At 70.3% G+C, this 19,371-nt stretch carries 17 protein-coding genes and 1 pseudogene; 5 read left to right on the forward strand and 13 right to left on the reverse strand.

Translation table 11 applies throughout. The features are described 5' to 3' along the window. Positions 1 to 2: 2 nt before the first annotated feature. Complete coding sequence (locus ACESMR_RS04870) at positions 3 to 281, reverse strand: hypothetical protein (RefSeq protein ID WP_373045554.1); 279 nt, start codon at positions 279 to 281, stop codon at positions 3 to 5. Positions 282 to 422: 141 nt separating this feature from the next. Next, positions 423 to 1,112, reverse strand: a complete 690-nt coding sequence (locus ACESMR_RS04875; protein WP_373045555.1) for an outer membrane protein — start codon at positions 1,110 to 1,112, stop codon at positions 423 to 425. 180 nt (positions 1,113 to 1,292) lie between these two features. Between ACESMR_RS04875 and ACESMR_RS04880 the strand changes: the two genes are divergently transcribed. After that, a complete protein-coding gene (locus ACESMR_RS04880) occupies positions 1,293 to 2,957 on the forward strand; it encodes a sigma 54-interacting transcriptional regulator (protein WP_373045557.1) in 1,665 nt (554 codons plus the stop codon). 13 nt (positions 2,958 to 2,970) lie between these two features. Here the strand turns inward: ACESMR_RS04880 and ACESMR_RS04885 are convergent, their stop codons facing one another. The 4 genes and pseudogenes from ACESMR_RS04885 to ACESMR_RS04900 form a co-directional block, all read right to left on the reverse strand. Further along, positions 2,971 to 3,570 (reverse strand): hypothetical protein, encoded by a 600-nt coding sequence (locus tag ACESMR_RS04885; RefSeq protein ID WP_373045558.1) that lies wholly within the window; start codon positions 3,568 to 3,570, stop codon positions 2,971 to 2,973. Between the two features lie 204 nt (positions 3,571 to 3,774). Next, positions 3,775 to 5,514, reverse strand: a complete 1,740-nt coding sequence (locus ACESMR_RS04890; RefSeq protein WP_373045560.1) for a proline--tRNA ligase — start codon at positions 5,512 to 5,514, stop codon at positions 3,775 to 3,777. 217 nt (positions 5,515 to 5,731) lie between these two features. After that, positions 5,732 to 6,829, reverse strand: a pseudogene (gene ispG, locus ACESMR_RS04895) (flavodoxin-dependent (E)-4-hydroxy-3-methylbut-2-enyl-diphosphate synthase); the annotation flags it as partial. Positions 6,830 to 6,950: 121 nt separating this feature from the next. Then, positions 6,951 to 8,054: a thioredoxin domain-containing protein gene (locus ACESMR_RS04900; RefSeq protein WP_373045561.1), complete on the reverse strand. Its 1,104-nt coding sequence runs from the start codon at positions 8,052 to 8,054 to the stop codon at positions 6,951 to 6,953. 207 nt (positions 8,055 to 8,261) lie between these two features. Between ACESMR_RS04900 and ACESMR_RS04905 the strand changes: the two genes are divergently transcribed. The 3 genes from ACESMR_RS04905 to ACESMR_RS04915 are packed head-to-tail and all read left to right on the forward strand — an operon-like array spanning position 8,262 to position 11,090. Continuing rightward, complete coding sequence (locus tag ACESMR_RS04905) at positions 8,262 to 9,476, forward strand: anthranilate synthase component I family protein (RefSeq protein WP_373045562.1); 1,215 nt, start codon at positions 8,262 to 8,264, stop codon at positions 9,474 to 9,476. A 29-nt stretch (positions 9,477 to 9,505) separates the two neighbouring features. Further along, positions 9,506 to 10,504, forward strand: coding sequence for a tryptophan--tRNA ligase (trpS, locus tag ACESMR_RS04910; protein WP_373045564.1), 999 nt, complete (start codon positions 9,506 to 9,508; stop codon positions 10,502 to 10,504). Between the two features lie 16 nt (positions 10,505 to 10,520). After that, positions 10,521 to 11,090, forward strand: coding sequence for an anthranilate synthase component II (locus tag ACESMR_RS04915; RefSeq protein ID WP_373045565.1), 570 nt, complete (start codon positions 10,521 to 10,523; stop codon positions 11,088 to 11,090). A 66-nt stretch (positions 11,091 to 11,156) separates the two neighbouring features. On the opposite strand, the gene ACESMR_RS04920 is transcribed toward ACESMR_RS04915, so the two are convergent. The 3 genes from ACESMR_RS04920 to lpxC form a co-directional block, all read right to left on the reverse strand. Continuing rightward, entirely contained in the window at positions 11,157 to 12,473 is a 1,317-nt protein-coding gene (locus tag ACESMR_RS04920) for a hypothetical protein (protein WP_373045567.1), read from the reverse strand. 243 nt (positions 12,474 to 12,716) lie between these two features. Beyond that, positions 12,717 to 13,553, reverse strand: a complete 837-nt coding sequence (locus ACESMR_RS04925; protein WP_373045568.1) for a GNAT family N-acetyltransferase — start codon at positions 13,551 to 13,553, stop codon at positions 12,717 to 12,719. Between the two features lie 71 nt (positions 13,554 to 13,624). Further along, positions 13,625 to 14,554 (reverse strand): UDP-3-O-acyl-N-acetylglucosamine deacetylase, encoded by a 930-nt coding sequence (gene lpxC, locus ACESMR_RS04930; protein WP_373045569.1) that lies wholly within the window; start codon positions 14,552 to 14,554, stop codon positions 13,625 to 13,627. Positions 14,555 to 14,984: 430 nt separating this feature from the next. Here lpxC and ACESMR_RS04935 point away from each other — a divergent pair, with 430 nt between their 5' ends. Beyond that, complete coding sequence (locus ACESMR_RS04935; RefSeq protein ID WP_373045571.1) at positions 14,985 to 15,725, forward strand: rhomboid family intramembrane serine protease; 741 nt, start codon at positions 14,985 to 14,987, stop codon at positions 15,723 to 15,725. A 73-nt stretch (positions 15,726 to 15,798) separates the two neighbouring features. Here the strand turns inward: ACESMR_RS04935 and ruvB are convergent, their stop codons facing one another. From ruvB to nadA, 4 genes are all read right to left on the reverse strand, one after another. Then, the gene (gene ruvB, locus ACESMR_RS04940) at positions 15,799 to 16,824 is read right to left on the reverse strand and encodes a Holliday junction branch migration DNA helicase RuvB (RefSeq protein ID WP_373045572.1); all 1,026 of its coding nucleotides are present in this window, start codon (positions 16,822 to 16,824) and stop codon (positions 15,799 to 15,801) included. 24 nt (positions 16,825 to 16,848) lie between these two features. Further along, complete coding sequence (gene ruvA / locus ACESMR_RS04945; RefSeq protein WP_373045573.1) at positions 16,849 to 17,448, reverse strand: Holliday junction branch migration protein RuvA; 600 nt, start codon at positions 17,446 to 17,448, stop codon at positions 16,849 to 16,851. Then, on the reverse strand, positions 17,445 to 18,077 hold the full coding sequence (gene ruvC, locus ACESMR_RS04950) for a crossover junction endodeoxyribonuclease RuvC (protein WP_373045576.1): 633 nt from the start codon (positions 18,075 to 18,077) through the stop codon (positions 17,445 to 17,447). Before ruvC ends, ruvA begins: the two co-directional genes overlap by 4 nt. A gap of 285 nt (positions 18,078 to 18,362) precedes the next feature. Beyond that, positions 18,363 to 19,322, reverse strand: a complete 960-nt coding sequence (gene nadA / locus ACESMR_RS04955) for a quinolinate synthase NadA (protein WP_373045577.1) — start codon at positions 19,320 to 19,322, stop codon at positions 18,363 to 18,365. Positions 19,323 to 19,371: the final 49 nt, after the last annotated feature.

Genomic DNA, 19,371 nt, shown 5'->3' on the forward strand with positions numbered 1-19,371 from the left:
CTTCAAACCCGCCAGGGGTCGACCACCTCCACCAGCGGCGGGTGCTCCGCGAAGGCGATGCCGCATTCCACGTCGCCGGTGTCGGCCTCGACGCCTGCGGCGGCAGCGTCGCGGAGGGCCTCGTCGATGGCGATGCGGTCTTCTCGAGCGCTCGGTCGGTAGAAGCAGGCGAGCAGGTCCGAGGAGCGCTGCCATTCGCGGCGCTGCAGCTCCTCGTAGAAGCGATCCGCCAACGGCTCGGGGACGTCGCCAAGGGCGACGTGAAGCAGCACGTAGCGCATGTCGTTCTCCCGGGCGCCTCAAGTGGCGCCGCCCACCGGGCCGGTGCCGTGCGCGGGAGCTCTGGTGCAGCCGGTGGTGGGTCCAGCCTCCACCTGCATCAGTTTCCGATCAACGCTGCCCACCCGAGCAGCCCCGTTCAGTCAGAAGCCCCGGATCCGGAGCCCGGCGAAGATCGGGAGCCAGGCGGTGTCGGTGTCGCGCTCGCGCCCTTGCGCGTCGCGGACGGTGTCGCCGAAGGCGTAGCGGTAGCGCGCCTCGGCGAAGATCTCGATCGCCGGATCGAGGCGGAAGCGGGCGCCGCCGCCGACGTTGAAGCCGAAGTTCCAGTCGCTCGCCGAGGCGACCTCCTCGGTGGCGGGAGCCGCCTGCGGCACGCAGAGCAGGAAGGTCGGTTGGCAGAAGGGCAGGAGCGTCACCTGCCCGGTGGTCTCCGAGAGCGTGGCCCGGCGGTAGACCAGGCTCGGCCCGCCGATCGCGTAGAGGCCGAAGAGCTGCTCCCGGAAGAAGTCGTAGCTGGCGTCGAGATCGAGGGTATGGGCCGAGTAGAGCCCGTCGATCCCCTCCACGCCGATCTCCTCCTCGCCGATCGACCAGCCGCTGTACTGGTACTCGAGGCGGGCCGCGAACGCCGGCGACAGGTACCAGCCGAAGCCGAGCTGGAGGCCGCCGCCGAGCGGGAGCACGTCCGCCGCGTCGCCGAGGGGCACGGAGATGCCACCGCCGAGGACGGTGACGAAGGGGCCCGGCTCCCGCTCGAGCTGCGCTGCTGCAGGCGCCGGCGCAAAGGCAGCCAGCGTGAGGATCGCCACCAGGAGGCTCTTGGTTCGCATCGTCTCCCCCGGGCACCAAGGTGGCCGCTGCCGCAGCGCCCGGCGCCGCTCGCTTTCCCGCCCGGGGCGACCCGACCGTTCAGCGCCGTGCACTCGCCAGGTTCCAGGAGGCTGCCCCGGTTGAGCAGCTCTCACGGGGCGTTCTACCCTCCTCCACACCAACGGCATCCGGGGGACCTCATGGCCGAGCTGGTCTTCTTCCGCAGGGGCGAGGAGCTGATGCGCGTGCTCCTCGATCGCGACGTCACCGTGCTGGGGCGCGGCGGCGGCGCCGACGTGGTGGTGCCCCACCCCGAGGTCTCCCGCAGACAGGCGCAGGTGGAGCGCCGCGGCGCAGGCTTCTTCGTCCGCGATCTCTCCGGCCGCGGCACCGCGGTCGGCGGCACGCTCTGCACGGAGGCGGAGCTCCACGAGGGCGAGGAGATCGGCTTCGGCGAGTTCCGCGCGGTCTTCGTCGCCGCCGACGGGGAGCGCGGCGAGTGGGAGACGCGGGCGCAGCGGGAGTTCACCGAGCGGGCGCCCGCGCTGCCGAGGGAGAACGTGGCGCTCACCCTGCGGGTGCGTTCCGGTGGCCAGGAGGCGGTGCTGCCCCTCGAGCCGGAGATGACCGTGGGCAAGGCGCCGGGCTGCTCGATCGTCCTTCCCGACGCCTTCGCCTCCGGCGTGCACTGCCGGATCCTCCGCCGCGGTGCGGGCGTGCTCGTCACCGATCTCGACTCGACCAACGGCACCTGGGTGAACGGGCTGCGGGTCGGCTCCGCGGAGGTAGGTCCCGGCGCGTGGGTGCGGATCGGCGAATCGGAGATCGGCCTCGAGCTCGCGCGGGAGGACGGCGCCCGCGCCTTCCAGGGGATCCTCTCCCACGCGAGCTGCATGCGGGAGGTCTTCGACCTGATCGAGCGGGTCGCGCCCTCGCTGGCGCCGGTGGCGATCTTCGGCGAGACCGGGACCGGCAAGGAGCTCGTCGCCCGCGCCATCCACGAGCAGAGCGAGCGGAGCCGCGGCCCCTTCATCCCGGTCAACTGCGCGGCGATCTCGCGCGAGCTGGTGGAGAGCGAGCTCTTCGGCCACGAGAAGGGCGCCTTCACCGGCGCCACCGCCGCACGCAAGGGCGCCTTCGAGGAGGCCTCCGGCGGCACCATCTTCCTCGACGAGATCGGCGAGCTCTCCGCGGATCTGCAGGCGAAGCTGCTGCGCACCCTGGAGCTCGGGGAGATCAAGCGGGTCGGCTCCTCCAAGCCCTTCCGCGTCGACACCCGGGTGGTCTGCGCCACCCACCGCGACCTGCGCGCGATGGTGAAGAAGGGCACCTTCCGCGAGGACCTCTACTACCGCCTCTGCGTGATCCGGATCGAGCTGCCCCCCTTGCGCAGCCGCAGGGGCGACGTGCGGCTGCTGGCCGAGCACTTCGCGAAGAGCCACGCGCCCCGGGGCTTCCGCCCGCAGTTCGCCGGCGACGCATGGACGCGCCTCGACGCCCACGCCTGGCCGGGCAACGTCCGCGAGCTCAAGAACGTGATCGCCCGGGCGATGCTGCTCCGCCGCGGCCCCACCCTCACCGCCCGCGACTTCGTCTTCGACACCGGCGGCGAGTCGGTGGTCCGCGAGGAGATGGGCCCGCGGGGCGGCGGGGAGGACGACGCCGTGCTGCTGCCCGGCAAGACGTTGCAGCAGATCGAGATGGAGGTGACCTACAAGGCGCTGCGCCGAAACGGCGGCAACCGCCGTGCGGCGGCCCGCGAGCTCGGCCTCGCCCGCTCGACGATGCAGAAGCGTGCCGCCGAGCTCGGCTTCCCCCCGCCCTCGACCGGCGACGAGTCCTCCGACGACGAAGCGACGCCCTGATCCACCGCGCCGGTCAGCGGACCAGCTGCGCCGCGCCCATCGCGTAGGGGCGGAGCGAGTTCATGATCGACTCGACGTCGCCGACCACGCTCTCCGGCGCGCTCGAGGGCCAGGTGGCGAGGAGCACGAAGAGCCGCCCGTCGCTGGCGTCGAGGATCCCCACCTTGCCGAAGACCTCCTCGCCGAGGGCGAAGGAGAAGCCCGAGGAGCTGCCGTCGCCGGAGAGGGCGGGCACGGTGGTGGTGAAGCCGGGCTTGCTGCGCAGCCCCACCGCGAGGCGCTCGGCGAATTCCTGGGGCGGCGCAACGTTGGGCGTCACCTGCACCACCACCTGCGAGCCGGTCGCCGGGTGGAGGACGACCACCGGAACGAGGATCCCCTCCGGGGCCTCGTGGCCCGGGGCGAATTGCCACGCGTTGCCGCCGGGCCTCGCGATCTCGAAGCCCGACTGCGCGTCGACGAAGCGCTCCAGCGCACCGGAGGTACGGGCCTCGCCGCCCTCCTCCAGCGCGGCGCGCCCGGAAGCCAGGTCGGCGGGCCCTTCCGCCCGCTGGCTGACGCAACCCGCCAGGAGGACCGCTGCTGCCACCACCACCGTCCGCACCACGCCCATTCGCCGCCTCCCCGGGCAACCGCCCGCTCCCGGGAAAGCTCTGCACGGAAGCGGCCGCCCCGCAATCAGGCGCAGCGGCCCGCACGGGCCGGTGGGAAGCGGGCCCACCAACAGCGGAAGGGCTTTTCCCAGCGCAGGAACGGCGAACGCCGCGCGCCCGTGGGGGCTGGCGGCGTCCGCGCAAGGGCCAGGGCCCCGGGTCGATCAGCTGCGGGGCTCGACCGCCACCGGCATCAGCTCACGGATGGTCGCCTCGAGCTTCGCCATCACCTCGTCGAGGCCGACCAGCTCCACCTCGCCGCCCTTGCGGAGCTTCCACTCCACCTTGCCCTCGGCGAGGCCCTTCTTGCCTACCGCGATGCGGATGGGCAGTCCGATGAGGTCGGCGTCCTTGAACTTCACGCCGGGCCGCTCGTCGCGATCGTCGTAGAGGACCTCGATCCCGGCGGCGAGGCATTTGGCGTAGATCTCCTCGCAGGCCTTCTGCACCTCGTGATCGCCCATCTGGAGGCCGACCAGCTCCAGCTGGTAGGGCGCGATCGACATCGGCCAGACGATGCCGTTGTCGTCGTGGTGGAGCTCGATCGCCGCCGCCATCACGCGCTCGACGCCGATGCCGTAGGATCCCATCACGATCGGCACCTGCTTGCCCTCGGCGTTGAGCACCGTGGCGCCCATCGACTCCGAGTATTTGGTGCCGAGCTTGAAGATGTGGCCCACCTCGAGCCCCTTCCAGACCGCGAGGTCCGCCTCGCACTGCGGGCAGCCCTCGCCGCTCTGCACCGTGCGCAGGTCGACGATCGCGGCGTGGGCGAGGTCGCGCTTCACGTCGACGCCGCGGAGATGGAAGCCGTCCTCGTTGGCGCCGGTCACCATGTCGCGGCGCTCCGCCAGCGCGCGGTCGACGAAGACCGGCGCCTTGTCCTTCGTGCCCACCCCGCCCAGCGAGCCCGGCCGCGCGCCGAGGAGCGCCACGATCTCCTCGGGATGGGCGGGACGGACCTCCTGCGCCCGGGTCGCGGTCTGGAGCTTCGCCTCGTTGAGCTCGTCGTCGCCGCGGACGATGGCGATCACCGGCTTGTCGTCGGCGACGTAGACCAGCGTCTTGAGCTGGCGCTTCGCCTCCACGTGGTAGGGCGGCTGCTCGAGATCCTCGATCGTCTTCACCCCGGGGGTGGCGAACTTCTCGGCCTGGGGCAGTCCCTCGCCGTCGGCCAGCACCGCCACCCGGCTCTCCGCCTTCTCCACGTTGGCGGCGTACTCGCAGCTGCGGCAGTAGGCGATGTTGTCCTCGCCGGCATCCGTCTGGACCATGAACTCGGTCGACTTGCTGCCGCCCATCGCGCCGGAGTGCGCGTCCACCGCGGCGAACGCGAGGCCGCAGCGCGAGTAGATCCGGTAGTAGGCCCGGCGCTGGTTCTCGAAGGCGACGTCGAGGCCCGCCTCGTCCACGTCGAAGGAGTAGGCGTCCTTCATCGTGAACTGGCGCACCCGGAGGAGGCCGCTCTTGGGGCGGGGCTCGTCGCGGAATTTGGTCTGGATCTGGTACCAGACCTGGGGCAGCTCGCGGTACGAGCGGATCTCCGACCGCGCGATCACGGTGAAGATCTCCTCGTGGGTCATGCCGAGGCAGTAGTCGCCGCCCTTGCGATCCTTGAGCCGGAACATGTTCTGGCCCATCACCTCCCAGCGCCCCGACTCCTCCCAGATCTCGCGGGGGTGGAGCGCCGGCAGGAAGAACTCCTGCGCGCCGACCCCGTCCATCTCCTCGCGCACGATCCGCTCGACCTTCTTGAGCGAGCGCTGCGCCATCGGCAGGTAGGAGTAGATGCCCGCGCCCAGCTGCCGGACGAGACCGGCGCGGAGGAGCAGCTTGTGCGACGCGACCTGCGCGTCGGCGGGAACTTCCTTCAGGGTGGGGATGAAGGCTTTGGAATAGCGCATCGCTTGGAGCTCGTCCGGCGCCGCTGGCCGCCGGATCAAAAGCGGGCGTTGACCCGCTGTGTTTCGAAGAAAAGAATCAGGCGCGGGGATCGAAACCGGCCTTGCCGGGCAGCACCCACGACGGTCGGCTCTCGGGAAGCTTCGGCGGCGGCGGGTTCACCCGGAATTGCAGCGTGGGCTTCGCCTGCGTCTCGGCGATCACGGGCAGCTTCCCGCCCCGCTCCGCCACGAAGCTCCGCACCTCGTCGACGAGAGCGGCCTCGAGCTGATCGGCGGCGAAGCGCTTCACGATCTTGCCCTTCTTGAAGAGCAGGCCGACGTTGTTGTGCCCGTAGGCCACACCGATGTCCGCCTCGCGGGCCTCGCCGGGACCGTTCACCTCGCAGCCCATCACCGCCACGTGCACCTCTTCCTGCACGCCGGCCAGCGCCTTCTCGATCCGGTTGGTGGCCGAGATCATGTCAACCGAGCAGCGGCCGCAGGTTGGGCAGGAGACCAGCGTCATCCCGCCCTGCCGCAGGCCCAGCCCCTTGAGCAGGTGGATGCCGACCTTCACCTCTTCCACCGGATCGGCGGTGAGGGAGACGCGCAGGGTGTCGCCGATCCCCTCGGCGAGCAGGATGCCGATGCCCGCGGAGCTCTTCACCGCGCCCTGGAGCAGCGTGCCCGCCTCGGTGACGCCGAGGTGGAGCGGGTAGTCGAAGGTCTGCGCGGCGAGGCGGTAGGCCCGCACCATCGTCGGCACGTCGGAGGCCTTGAGCGACACCTTGATGTCGAAGAAGTCCTCCTCCTCGAGCATGCGGATGTGGCTCACCGCGGAGGCCACCATCGCCTCCGGCGTGGGGGCGCCGAACTTCGCGAGGAGCTCCTTCTCGAGGGAGCCGCCGTTGACGCCGATGCGGATCGGGACGTTCGCCGCCCTCGCCGCCCGTGCCACCTCGCGCACCCGCTTCTGGCCGCCGATGTTGCCGGGGTTCAGGCGGATGCCCGCCATGCCGGCGTCGATGGCCTTCAGCGCCAGGTGATAGTTGAAATGGATGTCCGCGATGAGCGGGATGGTGACGCCCTCGACGATGGTCGCGAGGTTGTCCGCCGCCTCGTCGTCGGGGACCGCGAGCCGGACGATGTCGACCCCTGCCGCCTGCAGCTCCCGGCACTGGGCGATGGTCGCCTCCGCGTCCCGGGTGTCGGTGGTGGCCATCGACTGCACGGAGATCGGCGCATCGCCGCCGACGTGGAGGTTGCCCAGCCGGATCTTCCGGCTCTGCCGCCGTGCAGAGAGGGGCTTGCTGCTTTCGCTGCCCACACCGCTCATCGCTCTCGCTCCTCCAGCCCGCGGCGCTGCTGCCCCAAAGCTGGCCGATCGAAAAAGGGGCCGGCGCGTGGAAGGCGCCGGCCCCGTGTTTCTAGCGCATGCGGTCAGCGCATGCAGGCAATTACTTGCTGGCGGTGGCGCCCAGGCCCAGCTCGCTGTCGATCACCTTCTTGAACTCCTCGAAGGGGAGCGCACCCGAAAGCGGGGTGCCGTTCACGAAGAAGGCGGGGGTGCCCTGGACACCGGCCTCCTCGCCGGCCTCCATGTTCTTCTTCACCGTCTCGGCGTGCTTGTCCGAGTCGAGGCAGGCGTCGAACTTCGCCTGGTCGATGCCGGCGATGGTGCCCGCGTGCTTCTTGAGGTCGGTGACCTCGAGGGCCTTCTGGTTGGCGAAGAGCACGTCGTGCATCTCCCAGAACTTGCCCTGCTCCTCGGCGCAGTGCGCAGCCTCGGAGGCCTTCGGCGCCTTGGCGTGGAAGGGCAGCGGGTAGTCGCGGAAGACGAACTTCACCTTGCCGTCGTACTCCTTCATCACCTGCTCGATGGTGGGGTTCACCCGCGAGCAGAAGGGGCACTCGAAGTCGGAGAAGGCGACGATCGTGACGGGGGCGTTCTCAGGGCCCTTGCTGGGACCGGTGGCGGCGACCTCGACCTTCGGCTGGACGGGCTCGGGGAGGTTGATCTCCACCTTCGCCGCAGCCTTGAGCTGGTCGAAGTAGGCGATCATCACCTTCCGCTGCTGATCGCCGGTGAGGTACTGCGCGATGCGGTCCTTCACCTGCTCGTAGGGAGGCAGCGGCTGGCCGCTGGCGCTCTGCTGGTCGTAGAAGGCCTTGATCTCCGCCTCGGTCGGCGGGGTGATCTTGCTCTCGACCTCGGCCTTGAGCAGCTCCTCCTCGGTGACGCCCTTCTTCTTCGCCTCGGCCTCGACCAGCTTCTTGGCGACCATGGCCTCGAGGCCCGCCTGCCGCATCTTGTGCTTCTGGTCGCGCATCTCCTGCTCCATCGAGCGGAGCTTGCCGGTCATCGGCTTGTCGAGGTCGGCGAGGGTGATCTTCTCGCCGTTGACCGTGGCCACGACCGTGGAGGGATCCTCGGCGCCTGCGGTCGCGCTCTTGGCGACGGCGGCGGCGTTGGTGGCGGGCGCCGCAGCATTGTTGCTGCAGGCGGCGGTGGAAACGGCCGCAACCACCAGCGCGGCGAGGGTCGTGAACTTGCGAGTCATCTCTTCTCCAAGCGGGCGAGGGAGCGCCCGAAGTCGGTGCATCGTGCGGTTGGAACCACAGTGCGTCAAGGGAAATGCCGGTAGCTCGAGCGTCGGATCTCCAAGGGATTTTTCCCATTCCAGGAGGGCGGCGAGACGCTTTTCGAGCCGTGTCGAGACATCGGCGAAACAAGGGAGAGAGCAGTTGGGGTAGGGTCGGAAATTCCCATGGAGACCGCGCTTCGCCTTCTCACCGCCCTCCCCCGCAAGCCAGGCCGCTTCCTCCTCGCCCCGGCGCTCGCCGGCGGCAGCTGGCTGGTCGGGCACGGCACGCCGCTCGCGCTGGAACCCGGCGCGGGGCTCGAGGCGCTCCCGCACCTGCTCGAGCCGGGGCCGAAGGGCACGGTGGTCCTTCTCGGCTACGAACTGGGTCGCTCGCTCCTCCGGCGCCCCGGCAGGGCCCGGGAGGATCGCGGGCTTCCCCGGGCGGTGGCGATCCGGGTGGAGGAGGCGGTGGCGATCGACCCGGCCACCGGTCGGATCGAGGGCGACGCCGCTCTCGCCGGGCTGCGGGGCCCCCTGCCGACCCACCCAGCGCAGCGCTGCAGCGTCGAGGTCTCGCTCGATCGCAGGGCCCACGCCGCTGCGGTGGGACGGGTCCACGAGCTCATCCGCGCCGGCGAGACCTACCAGACCAACCTCACGGTGCGCTTCTCCGCCCCGTGGTCCACGGGCCCGGAGGCGCTGCTGCCGGCGCTGCTCACCACGGGGCCGCAGGCGTGCACCGCCTACCTCGATCTGCCGGGCGGGGCTTCGGTGGTGAGCGCCTCGCCGGAGCTGCTTCTGCGCTACGACGCCGCAACGAGGCTGGCGAGCAGCGAGCCGATCAAGGGGACGAGGCCCCGGGGCGAAGGTGCCGAAGCGGACGAGGCCCTCGCAGCGGCGCTCGCAGCCGATCCGAAGGAACGGGCGGAGCACGTGATGATCGTGGACCTGGTCCGCAACGATCTCGGCCGGGTCGCCGAGGTGGGCAGCGTGCACGTCCCCGCCCTCTTCCGGGTCGACCGCCTCCCCACCGTGCACCACCTGGTGAGCGAGATCGCCGCGCGCCTTGCGCCGGCCCGCACCCTGCCGGAGCTGGTGGCCAGCCTCTTTCCCGCAGGCTCGATCACCGGGGCGCCGAAGCTGCGCACCATGGAGATCATCGACGAGCTCGAGCCGGTGGCCCGCGGGCCCTATTGCGGATCGATCGGGCTCGTCCGCCCCGACGGCAGCTGCGCCCTCTCGGTGGCGATTCGCACCGCCGTACTCCAGGACGGCAGGGTCGACTACGGCGCCGGCGGCGGGATCACCATCGACGCAGCCGCCACCCGCGAATGGGACGAGCTGGTGCTGAAGGCCCGGCCCTTCCTTTCCGCGGTGGGCGCCGCCGCGCCGTGTTAGAAGGGCAGACCGACCTGCCGAGGAAGACCATGGAGAAGAAAGAGACCCTGGCGAAGACCCGCGTACTCTCGGGCATCCAGCCCTCGGGCAAGCTGCACATCGGCAACTACTTCGGTGCGATCCAGCAGCACATCGCGCTGCAGCACGAGTTCCCGGGTGAAGCCTTCTACTTCATCGCCAACTACCACGCGCTGACCACGCTGCAGGGTGTGCCGGACGAGGTGCGGGCCCACACGCTCGACGCGGCGCTGGATTACCTGGCGCTGGGCCTCGATCCGAAGAAGGCCACCTTCTACCGGCAGAGCGACGTTCCCGAGGTGACCGAGCTCACCTGGTTCCTCGCCACGGTGACGCCGGTCTCGCTGCTGGAGAAGGGCGTCTCCTACAAGGACAAAATCGCCAAGGGGATCGCGGCGAACGCGGGCCTGCTCACCTACCCCGTGCTCATGGCGGCGGACATCCTCATCGCCCACGCCACCCTGGTGCCGGTGGGCGAGGACCAGATCCAGCACATCGAGTTCACCCGGGACATGGCCGGCTTCTTCAACAACACCTACGGCGCCGGCATCCTCACCCTGCCCGCTGCGCGCTTCGCGCAGGGCCGCAAGGTGCCTGGCACCGACGGCCAGAAGATGTCGAAGAGCTACGGCAACACCATCGGCATCTTCGAGGAGGGCGCGTCCCTCAAGAAGAAGGTGATGGGGATCAAGACGAGCTCGGTGCCCATGGGTGAGCCGCTCGATCCGGAGACGGACACGGTCTTCGCGCTCTACAAGCTGGTCGCCTCGCCAGGGGAGATCGCCGACATGGAGCAGAAGTACCGCACGGGCGCCGTCGGCTTCGGCCACGCAAAGAAGGAGCTCCTCGGCAAGCTCGAGGAGCACTTCGCCCCGGCCCGGGCGCGGCGCAAGGAACTCGAGCAGAACCTCGACCAGGTGGAGGCGATCCTCCGCGAGGGCGCGGAGCGCACCCGCGCCGAGGCCCGCAAGACCCTCGACACCTGCCGCCGCGCGGTGGGGATGGCCTGATCCCCCCGGGAGTCGTGTGCTGCTGCTCCTCGACAACCGCGACTCCTTCACCTTCAACCTGGCGCAGTATTTCGCGCAGCTCGGCGCCGCCGTGCAGGTGGTGCCGAGCGACGCGATCACGGTGGCGGAGATCGCGGCGCTCCGTCCCGCGCGGCTCGTGATCGCGCCGGGGCCCGGTGCGCCCGCCGGCGCCGGCATCTCCCTCGAGGCGATCGCCGCCTTCTCCGGCAGGCTGCCGCTGCTCGGCGTCTGCCTCGGCCACCAGGCGATCGCCGAGGCGTTCGGCGGCGCGGTGGTGCGCGGGGCGGAGCCGGTGCACGGCAAGCCGGCGGTGATCGAGCACGAGGGCACCGGGCTCTTCGAGGGCCTGGCAGCGCGGACGGTCGTGGGGCGCTACCACTCGCTGGTGGTGGAGGAGCGCACCCTGCCTGGCTGCCTGCGGATCACGGCACGTGCGACGGACGATCGCTCGGTGCAGGCGATCGCCCACGTGGCGCACCCGACCTGCGGCGTGCAATTCCACCCGGAGTCGGTGCTCACCGCCGAGGGGATGGCGCTGCTGCGGAACTTCCTCGCCCTCCGTTGAAATGGGCGGGAGGCGCCGCCCCCCGGCAGCGCCTCCCGCTCGTCTACCGCTCGGTCGCCGAAGGGATCAGCCGCTGGCGGCGGAGACGGCGTTGATCAACGTGATGTCCGAGTTGCCCACGCCGACCGTCACGCCGATGCCATCCGGGTAGATGCAGGTCGTTCCCGACGGGAGATCGCTGCAGTCCTCGACCACCGTGTAATCGCCCGGCGGGAGGTTGAAGTTCTGGGGGCTGCCCTCCATGAGCTCGAAGGGCCCCTCCACCACCATGTCGTTCTCGTCGAGGATCCGCACGCTCACCGGGGTCGAGTTGGTGACGGCGTTGCAGCTGGCGGGATCGTAGCCACCGCCGGTGGTCGCCGCGCAGTACTCCTTGCGCACGGTGAGGGTGCCGTACTCCACGATGTTGATCAGGGTGAAGTCGGTGTTCGCACCGGCTGCCACCGTGAGCTCGATCGGCTGTGGGTAGAAGCAGCTGACTCCAGCGGGCAACCCGGCGCACTCCTCCTCGACCGTGTAGTCACCTGCGGCGAGCGGCAGCTCGAGCGGCGTTCCCTCGACCACGTCGCTTTGGTGGACGATGACGCCGCCCGCGTCGCGCACGATCACCTCGACCGGCTCGCTGCTGGAGATGGCGGCGCAGTCGTAGGGCGGGGTCTCACCCGGTGCCGGCAGGCAATACTCCTTGCGCAGCGTGAGCAGGCCCAGCTCCACCGGCGCGGTCTCGATCAGGTTGCGGATGGTGACGTAGGTCTTCTCGCCCTCCTCCACCACGGCCTCGATCGGGAACTCGTCGAGGCAGCTCACGCCGGGCGGAAGCGCCTCACAATCCTCCCAGATGAGGAAGTCGCCGGCGGGCACACACTCGGCGAAGGGGTCGCCTTCGCTGATGAAGCCGTCGAAGATGTCGCGCTTCTTCGGCGCGATCTTCTTGATGACGATGTGCACCTCCTCCTCGCTGTCGATCGCCTCGCAATCGTAGGGAGGCGTCTGCCCCGGCGCCGGGACGCAGAACTCCTTCTTCACGATCAGCGCGCCCTTGCCCTCCGGACAGATCTCGCAGTTCTTCTCCTTGTCGTGTCCGCCGGTTCCCCCGGTACCGCCATTGCCGGCCATGCCGCCGGCAAAGCCTCCGTTTCCGGCGATGCCGCCGGTGCCACCGTAGCCGCCCTTGCCGCCCGTGCCGCCGTTTCCGGCCATGCCGCCGGCGAAGCCGCCGTTGCCGGCGATGCCGCCCGTGCCGCCGGTGCCGCCGTGCCCGGCCCAGCCGCCTTCCTTCAGCGGTTCGCTCTCGACGTCGGCCTCCGGGCCACCGCAGGCGGTCCCGGTGCCGACCAGCAGCAGCGCCGCGAGCGCCACCAACCCCGCATTCCTCTTCAACATGCAGATCCCTCCCATGCGACGGCACCGGTCCCCCCGAGCACCGACACCGGGGGGAGAGAGCAAGCGGCGGGCCCGTGGTCGCGTTGCCGGCGGGCAGGCGCCAGCGCTCGTCTGCGCCGGCGCGCGCCCTCTCGGGAGGTATGCGGCTCGTTCACACGTGGGCAGGAATCGTTCGGTTCGTGCACATCGCGAGCATCACCCGGCACCGGGTCACCCGAAACGCCGCAGCGAAGCGGGCCAGGCCTACGCCGTCGTCGTCGCCAGGAAGGCCAGCTTCCAGTCGACGTCCGCCCGGAAGCCCATCGCCTCGTAGAGCCGGATCGCCGGGGTGTTCTCCCTGCCGGTGAAGAGCGCGGCGCCGTCGCTCGCCCTCCCCTCGCGGCGCGCCCGCTCGAGCACCGCCGAGACGCAGGCGCCGGCGAGACCACGCCGCCGCGCTTCGGGCACGCAATAGGTGGCGCCCACGTGGAGGTAGCGGCCGGTGGCCGCAGCCTCGGTGCTCATCGCGAGGATCCGCCCGCCCTCCTGCACCGTCTGCACGCTACCGGCCGCGACCTGCCGCTCCGCCGTGGCGCGGATCGTCGGCTCGTCGGTGGGCATCCCGGCTTCGCGGTGGAGCGCCCCGATGAGCGCGGCGACGTCCGCCTCCTGGCCCGGGCGCGCAGGCGCCGCATGGACGGCGTTCCGCCCCCGGTGGTCGCCCCAACGCAGCACGAAGAGCCGCTCCTCGACGATGTGCCGCAGCTGCGCGGCGACGAAAGGCAGGGCGCGATCGACGGCCTCCGCTGGTCCCAGCACCACCCGCGGCAGCACGGGCCCCTCGAGGAGCGCTGGGAGGATGGCTGCCTCGTTTCCGCCGCAAGCCGGTAGCAAAGCGCCGGGCCCGCGGAAGGAAGCGGCGAGCCCCACGAGCCGTCCGCCCTCGAAGGCACCGACCCAGCCGCCCTGCATCGGCCCGCCGCGATCGTCGATGCCGTGCTGCAGCGCATTGCCCACGAGGAAGAGCGCCCGTGGCTCGATGGGCGCCAGGTAGCGATCGATCGCCGGACGATCGGCATCGTTCAGCCTGCGGATCTCCATTTCGTCCCCCTTTAACGGCGAAAGGCCCGCTTTGCGCGGGCCCTCGCATCAACCACCTGCGCTTCTCGCGATCAGGCGACCTGCTCGAGCCCGCCATAGGCCGGGATGCGGATGTCGAGGCGCTCGAGCTCCTTCTTCTCACCCACCTCCACGATCTCGTGGCAGGTCGGATCGGAGAGCACCTTCGTCACCAGCTTGTGGTTGAGGTTGTGCCCCGACTTGTGAGCCACGAGGTGGCCGATCACCGGCATGCCGAAGAGCGAGACGTCGCCGATCGAGTCGAGGATCTTGTGGCGCACGAACTCGTCCGGGAAGCGGAGGCCGTCGGGGTTCAAGATCGAGAAGTCGTCGACCACCACCGCGTTCTCCAGCGAGCCGCCACGGGCGAGGCCCATCTTCTTCAGCATCTCCACCTCCCGGTAGAAGCCGAAGGTGCGGGCCCTGCAGATCTCCCGGAGGAAGAAACGATCGCTGAAGTCCATCCGGTACTGCTGCTTCGAGATCAGCGGGTGGTCGAAGTCGATGGTGAAGCTCACCGAGAACTGCGGCGCCGGCAGGAACTTCGCTTCCTTGCCGTCCTCGACGATGGAGACCGGCTTGCGGATCACGAGGAAGCGCTTGTGCTCGCGCTGCACCGCGATGCCCGCCTCCTGGATCAGGTAGACGAAGGGCGCCGCCGAGCCGTCCATGATCGGGACCTCGGGACCGTCGACCTCGACGCGGCAGTTGTCGATGCCGAGGCCGGCCAGCGCCGCCATCAGGTGCTCAATGGTGCCGATCTTGACGTTGCCCCTGCCGATGGTCGTGGCCAGCGTGGTGTCGGTCACGAAGTCGTGCCGCGCGGGGATCTCGACCGGATGCTCGAGGTCGGTGCGCACGAAGACGATGCCGGAGTTGGCAGGTGCCGGGCAGAGCGACAGCGTGATCCGGGCGCCGGAGTGGACGCCCACGCCGGTGCAGCTCACCTTCGACTGGAGCGTGCGCTGGTTCAGCTGGTTCATCGAGAAGTCTCCGAGGAAGGCGGCTGCTGCCTCTTCCAGCCCCGGGGGGCTTTGGCGCTGCGAGCGAAGGCAATTTTCATGCCCCCTTTCGCACGCCCCGCCCAGCCGGGCTGCAAAGGGCTGTTTTCGTTGAGAATCGACCATGCGTCCCTGGCCCAGCCCTGCCCCGTTGCGCGCCGACTTGCCGCATCGCGGCGCAAAAACCGGGACATCGCTGTCAGGGTGCGAACGTCGATTCCGCAGCCGCTCCTTCGTGCCACCGCGGCGGAAGAAGGGTTCCGCGACCGCTCCGGCCTCACAAGCCGGAGGAAAAGGTTGAAATCCGGGGCGAAAACGGTCGATGTGATCCGCCGAATCCGCATTTGACGCGGCGGGTTATAGCATACGAACGTCGACTGGCAAGCTGCCGGCCGGCCCGGGCGAGGCGACCGTGTTCCCTTTGAAGGACGACATCCCCACCCACCACAAGCCGGTGATCACCACCCTGCTGATCGCGGCGAACGTGCTGGTCTATCTCTTCCAGCACGCCGGCTTCCCCTCGTTCGAGGCGTCGGTCTTCTCCCTCGGCGTCACGCCCCGGGAGGTGACCACCGGCGTCGACAGCTGGCCGCCCAGCCTGGCGCCGCCGCTGGCGACCATCTTCACCAGCATGTTCGCCCACGGCGGCCTCTTCCACATCGGCGGCAACATGCTGTTTTTGTGGATCTTCGGGAACAACGTCGAGGACGACATGGGCCCGGTGAAGTTTTTGGCCTTCTATCTGCTCTGCGGCGTTGCCGCCGCCGGCGCGCAGATCGTGCTCGAACCCGCCTCGCAGATCCCGATGGTCGGAGCGTCCGGCGCCATTGCCGGGGTCCTCGGCGCGTACCTGCTCCTCTACCCCCACGCCCGGGTGCTGGCGCTGGTGCCGATCTTCTTCTTCATCCAGCTGATCTGGGTGCCGGCGGTGATCTTCCTGGTGCTCTGGTTCGTCTTCCAGCTCTTCGGCGGCTTCATGGCGGCGGGCAGCGAGGGAGGCGGCGTGGCGTTCTGGGCCCACGTCGGCGGCTTCGTGATGGGGCTGCTGCTGGTACGGCCCTTCGCCGGCAGGATCTGGCGCACCGACGAGGAGGGCGCCTGGCGCGGGCTCAATCCCCGCTCGCGGGCCCCCTGGCGGCGGCAGCGCCGTTAGCGCCGAAGCCCTCGCGCGCGATCGAAAACCCCGACACCGGTGTCATGGGGGCCGGCAAGCCCCGAATGGCCGGTCAGAAGAGCCCGCCCTGCGAGCCTGCCGGGGCGGTGCGGCCGAAGTGCTCCCAGGCCTTGCGGCTGGCGACGCGGCCCCTGGGCGTGCGCATCAGGAAGCCCTCCTGGAGGAGGAAGGGCTCGTAGACGTCCTCGATGGTGTCCGACTCCTCGCCCACCGAGGCGGCGAGGGTCTCGAGGCCCACCGGGCCGCCGCCGAAGCGATCCATGATCGCGAGGAGCAGTCGGCGATCCATCGCGTCGAAGCCCGCCTCGTCGATCTCGAGGCGGCGCAGGGCGCGGTCCGCGCCGGCCTTGTCGATGGTGCGCTTGCCCGCCTCCTGCACGAAGTCGCGGACCCGGCGCAGGAGCCGGTTGGCGATGCGCGGGGTGCCGCGGGAGCGGCGGGCGATCTCGCCTGCGCCCTCGTCGTCGATGGGCACGCCGAGGATCCCTGCGGCGCGGGCGACGATCGCGGCGAGCTCTTCCTGCGGGTAGAAGTCGAGGCGCTCGAGGATCGGGAAGCGATCCCGCAGCGGGCTGGCGAGGAGCCCGGTGCGCGTGGTCGCGCCCACCAGGGTGAAGCGCGGCAGATCGATCCGCAGCGCCCTGGCGGCGGGCCCCGAGTCGATCACGATGTCGAAGCGGAAATCCTCCATCGCCGGGTAGAGGCTCTCCTCCACGGCCGGGTTGAGCCGGTGGATCTCGTCGATGAAGAGCACGTCGTTGGGCTGGAGGTTGGTGAGGATGCCGGCGAGATCGCCCTTCTTCTGCAGCGCGGGCCCGTTGGTGTAGTGCATCTGGACGCCCAGCTCCTGGGCGATCACGTGGGCGAGCGAGGTCTTGCCGAGGCCGGGAGGACCGGAGAAGAGGCAGTGGTCGAGGGCCTCGCCGCGGCGCCGCGCCGCCGAGACGTAGATCTCGAGCTTGTCGACCACGCGGCGCTGCCCCACGTACTCGGCGAAGTTCCTCGGGCGGAGCGAGGTCTCTGCGTCGACCTCGGGCTCGTCGGCGATGGGATCCAGCTCGGCGTTGCGACGGCTCATGGGCTCTCTCTACCACGCGTGCCGCTAGCGGGCTCGCAGCGCTTCCTTCACCAGATCCTCGAGGCTGCCGTCGGGGGCGCGGTCGCGGGCGAGGGCGGCGAGGCGCTCGGCCTCGCCCGGCTTGTAGCCCAGGGCGGCCAGGGCCTGGAGGAGCTCGTCGGTGGGCTGGAGCGGCGCCTTCGCGGCGCTCTTCGGCAGCTCCGCCACCGGCGCTGCGCCCGCGTAGGGAGCGAGCCTGTCGCGCAGATCGACGACGAGCCGCTCGGCGGTCTTCTTGCCGACGCCGGGGAGCTTCTTGAGTCGCGCCATGTCGCCGCGGACGATGGCGCCGGCGATCTCCTCGGGCAGGCCGCCGGAGAGGATGTTCATCGCCAGCCGCGGCCCCACGCCGGGCACGCGGTTGAGCTCGTGGAAGAGCGTCTCCTCCAGCTCCGAGGCGAAGCCGAAGAGCTCGAGGGCGTCCTCGCGGACGTTGGTGTGGATGCGGAGCACGACCCTCGTGCCGACCGGCAGGTGCGCGGCGGTGGCCTCGGAGCAATGCACGAGGTAGCCCACGCCGTTCACGTCGAGGATGACGCTCTCGAGGCTCTTCCTGTCGACCGTGCCCTTCAGCTGCGCAATCACCGCCGCCCTCCGCTCCGACCCGCCACTGCGGGCGCGATCTTCACGCCCGCGGGGAAGCCCCCAGCCGCCACCTTGCGACCGCGAACCCGGTTGCCCGGCGCCGCCACCACCGCCGGCAGCGCCTCGATCCGCTTCGCCGTACCCGCAGCAGCAGCAGGCGTCCTTCCCCGGTTGATGTGGCAGATGGCCGCAGCGATCGCGTCGCACGCGTGCTCGTCGCCCGGCACCTCGCCTGCGCCGAGCAGCATCGCCACCATCCGCGCCACCTGCTCCTTCTGCGCCCTGCCGCTGCCGGTCACCGCCCGCTTGATCTCGCTGGCGGCGTATTCGTGGACCTCGACCGACGCAGCGGCAGCCGCCACCAGCGCCGCCCCCCGCGCCTGCCCGAGCACCAGCGCCGAGCGCGCGTTGACCGCGTGGTAGACCTCTTCCACCGAGCAGGCCAGCGGCGCCGTCCGCAGGATCACCCGCCCCAGCTCCGCATGGATCGCCGCGAGCCGCGCCGCCAGCGGCAACCCGTCCCCCGGCGAGACCGTCCCGCACACCACGAGCCGCAGCCGGGTGCCGGACGCCTCCACCACACCGTACCCGGTGTGCCTGCTGCCAGGATCGATGCCGAGGACACGCACGGCCGGCAAGCTACACCAGGCGCCCGCCTGCCCGCCAACTACCCCACCCCAACCACTGAGGAATTCCCCGAGCCCACCACGACCTGCTCTGCCACCAGCCGCCACGACGTTGGTGTCCAGCCGCCACGTAGCGGGCGAGCCGATCGAGGCGCCGCGCCGCCGGTGCGCGCGATCCGCGGGAAGTCGGGGGGGACCCGTCCCGCAGGGACGGGGGGCCTGTTTCCCGCGGGAGCGCGACGCCGGCGAAATGCGCGGCGCCGTCCCGGCCACCCCGTCCCGAGCGGCTTACGCCGCCCGAGGCTTCGACAGCTCCAGCATCCGCAGCATCGGCTTCAGCGCCGCCACCCGCAGCTCCTCCGGCACGTCGACCTGCGGCGCGAGATCCCGCAGCGCGTTCCGCACCTTCTCGAGCGTGTTGCGCTTCATGTGCGGGCACTCGTTGCAGGCGCCGGTGGTCGGGCAGGAGCCGTGGATCGGCGCCTCGAGGAGCTGCTTCTCCGGCGCCGCCTTCTGCATCTCGTGGAAGATCCCCGGCTCCGTGGCGACGATGAAGCGCTGCCGCTCCGACTCCTTCACCCGCTTGAGCAGCGCGGCCGTCGAGCCGACGTAGTCCGCGTGGCGGAGCACCGACTCCTCGCACTCGGGATGGGCGAGCACCTCGGCGTCCGACTCGAGCACCTTGAGGTGCACCAGCTTCCGCTCCGAGAACTGCTCGTGGACGATGCACGAGCCGTCCCAGAGGATCATCTTCCGGCCGAGCTTCTCGTTGAGGTATCGGCCGAGGTTCCGGTCGGGGGCGAAGATGATCTCCTCGTCCGGCCCGAACGAACCGACGATCTTCTCCGCGTTGGACGAGGTGACGATCACGTCGGAGAGCGCCTTCATCCCGGCGGTGCAGTTGATGTAGGTGACCACCTTGGCGTTCGGGTGGAACTTCGCCTTCCACGCGGCGAATTGGTCGGGCGGACAGGCGTCGGCGAGGGAGCAGCCCGCCTCGAGGTCCGGCACCACCACCGTCTTGGAGGGGTTCAGGATCTTGGCGGTCTCCGCCATGAAGTGCACGCCGGCGAAGAGGATGACGTCGGCGGTGGTCCCCTGTGCGGCCTGCGCCAGCTGCAGCGAATCGCCGGTGAAGTCGGCGACGTCCTGGATGTCGGACTCCTGGTAGTAGTGCGCCAGGATCACCGCGTTCCGCTCCTTCTTGAGCTGGGCGATCTCTTCGAACAGGTCGGGGCCGAGAGCCATCTTCTTCCCTCCTGGAGTGGGCTCGCAGGGGTGTAACACCCGGGAGCGC

It is taken from the genome of Vulgatibacter sp., from assembly GCF_041687135.1.
Taxonomy (GTDB): domain Bacteria; phylum Myxococcota; class Myxococcia; order Myxococcales; family Vulgatibacteraceae; genus JAWLCN01.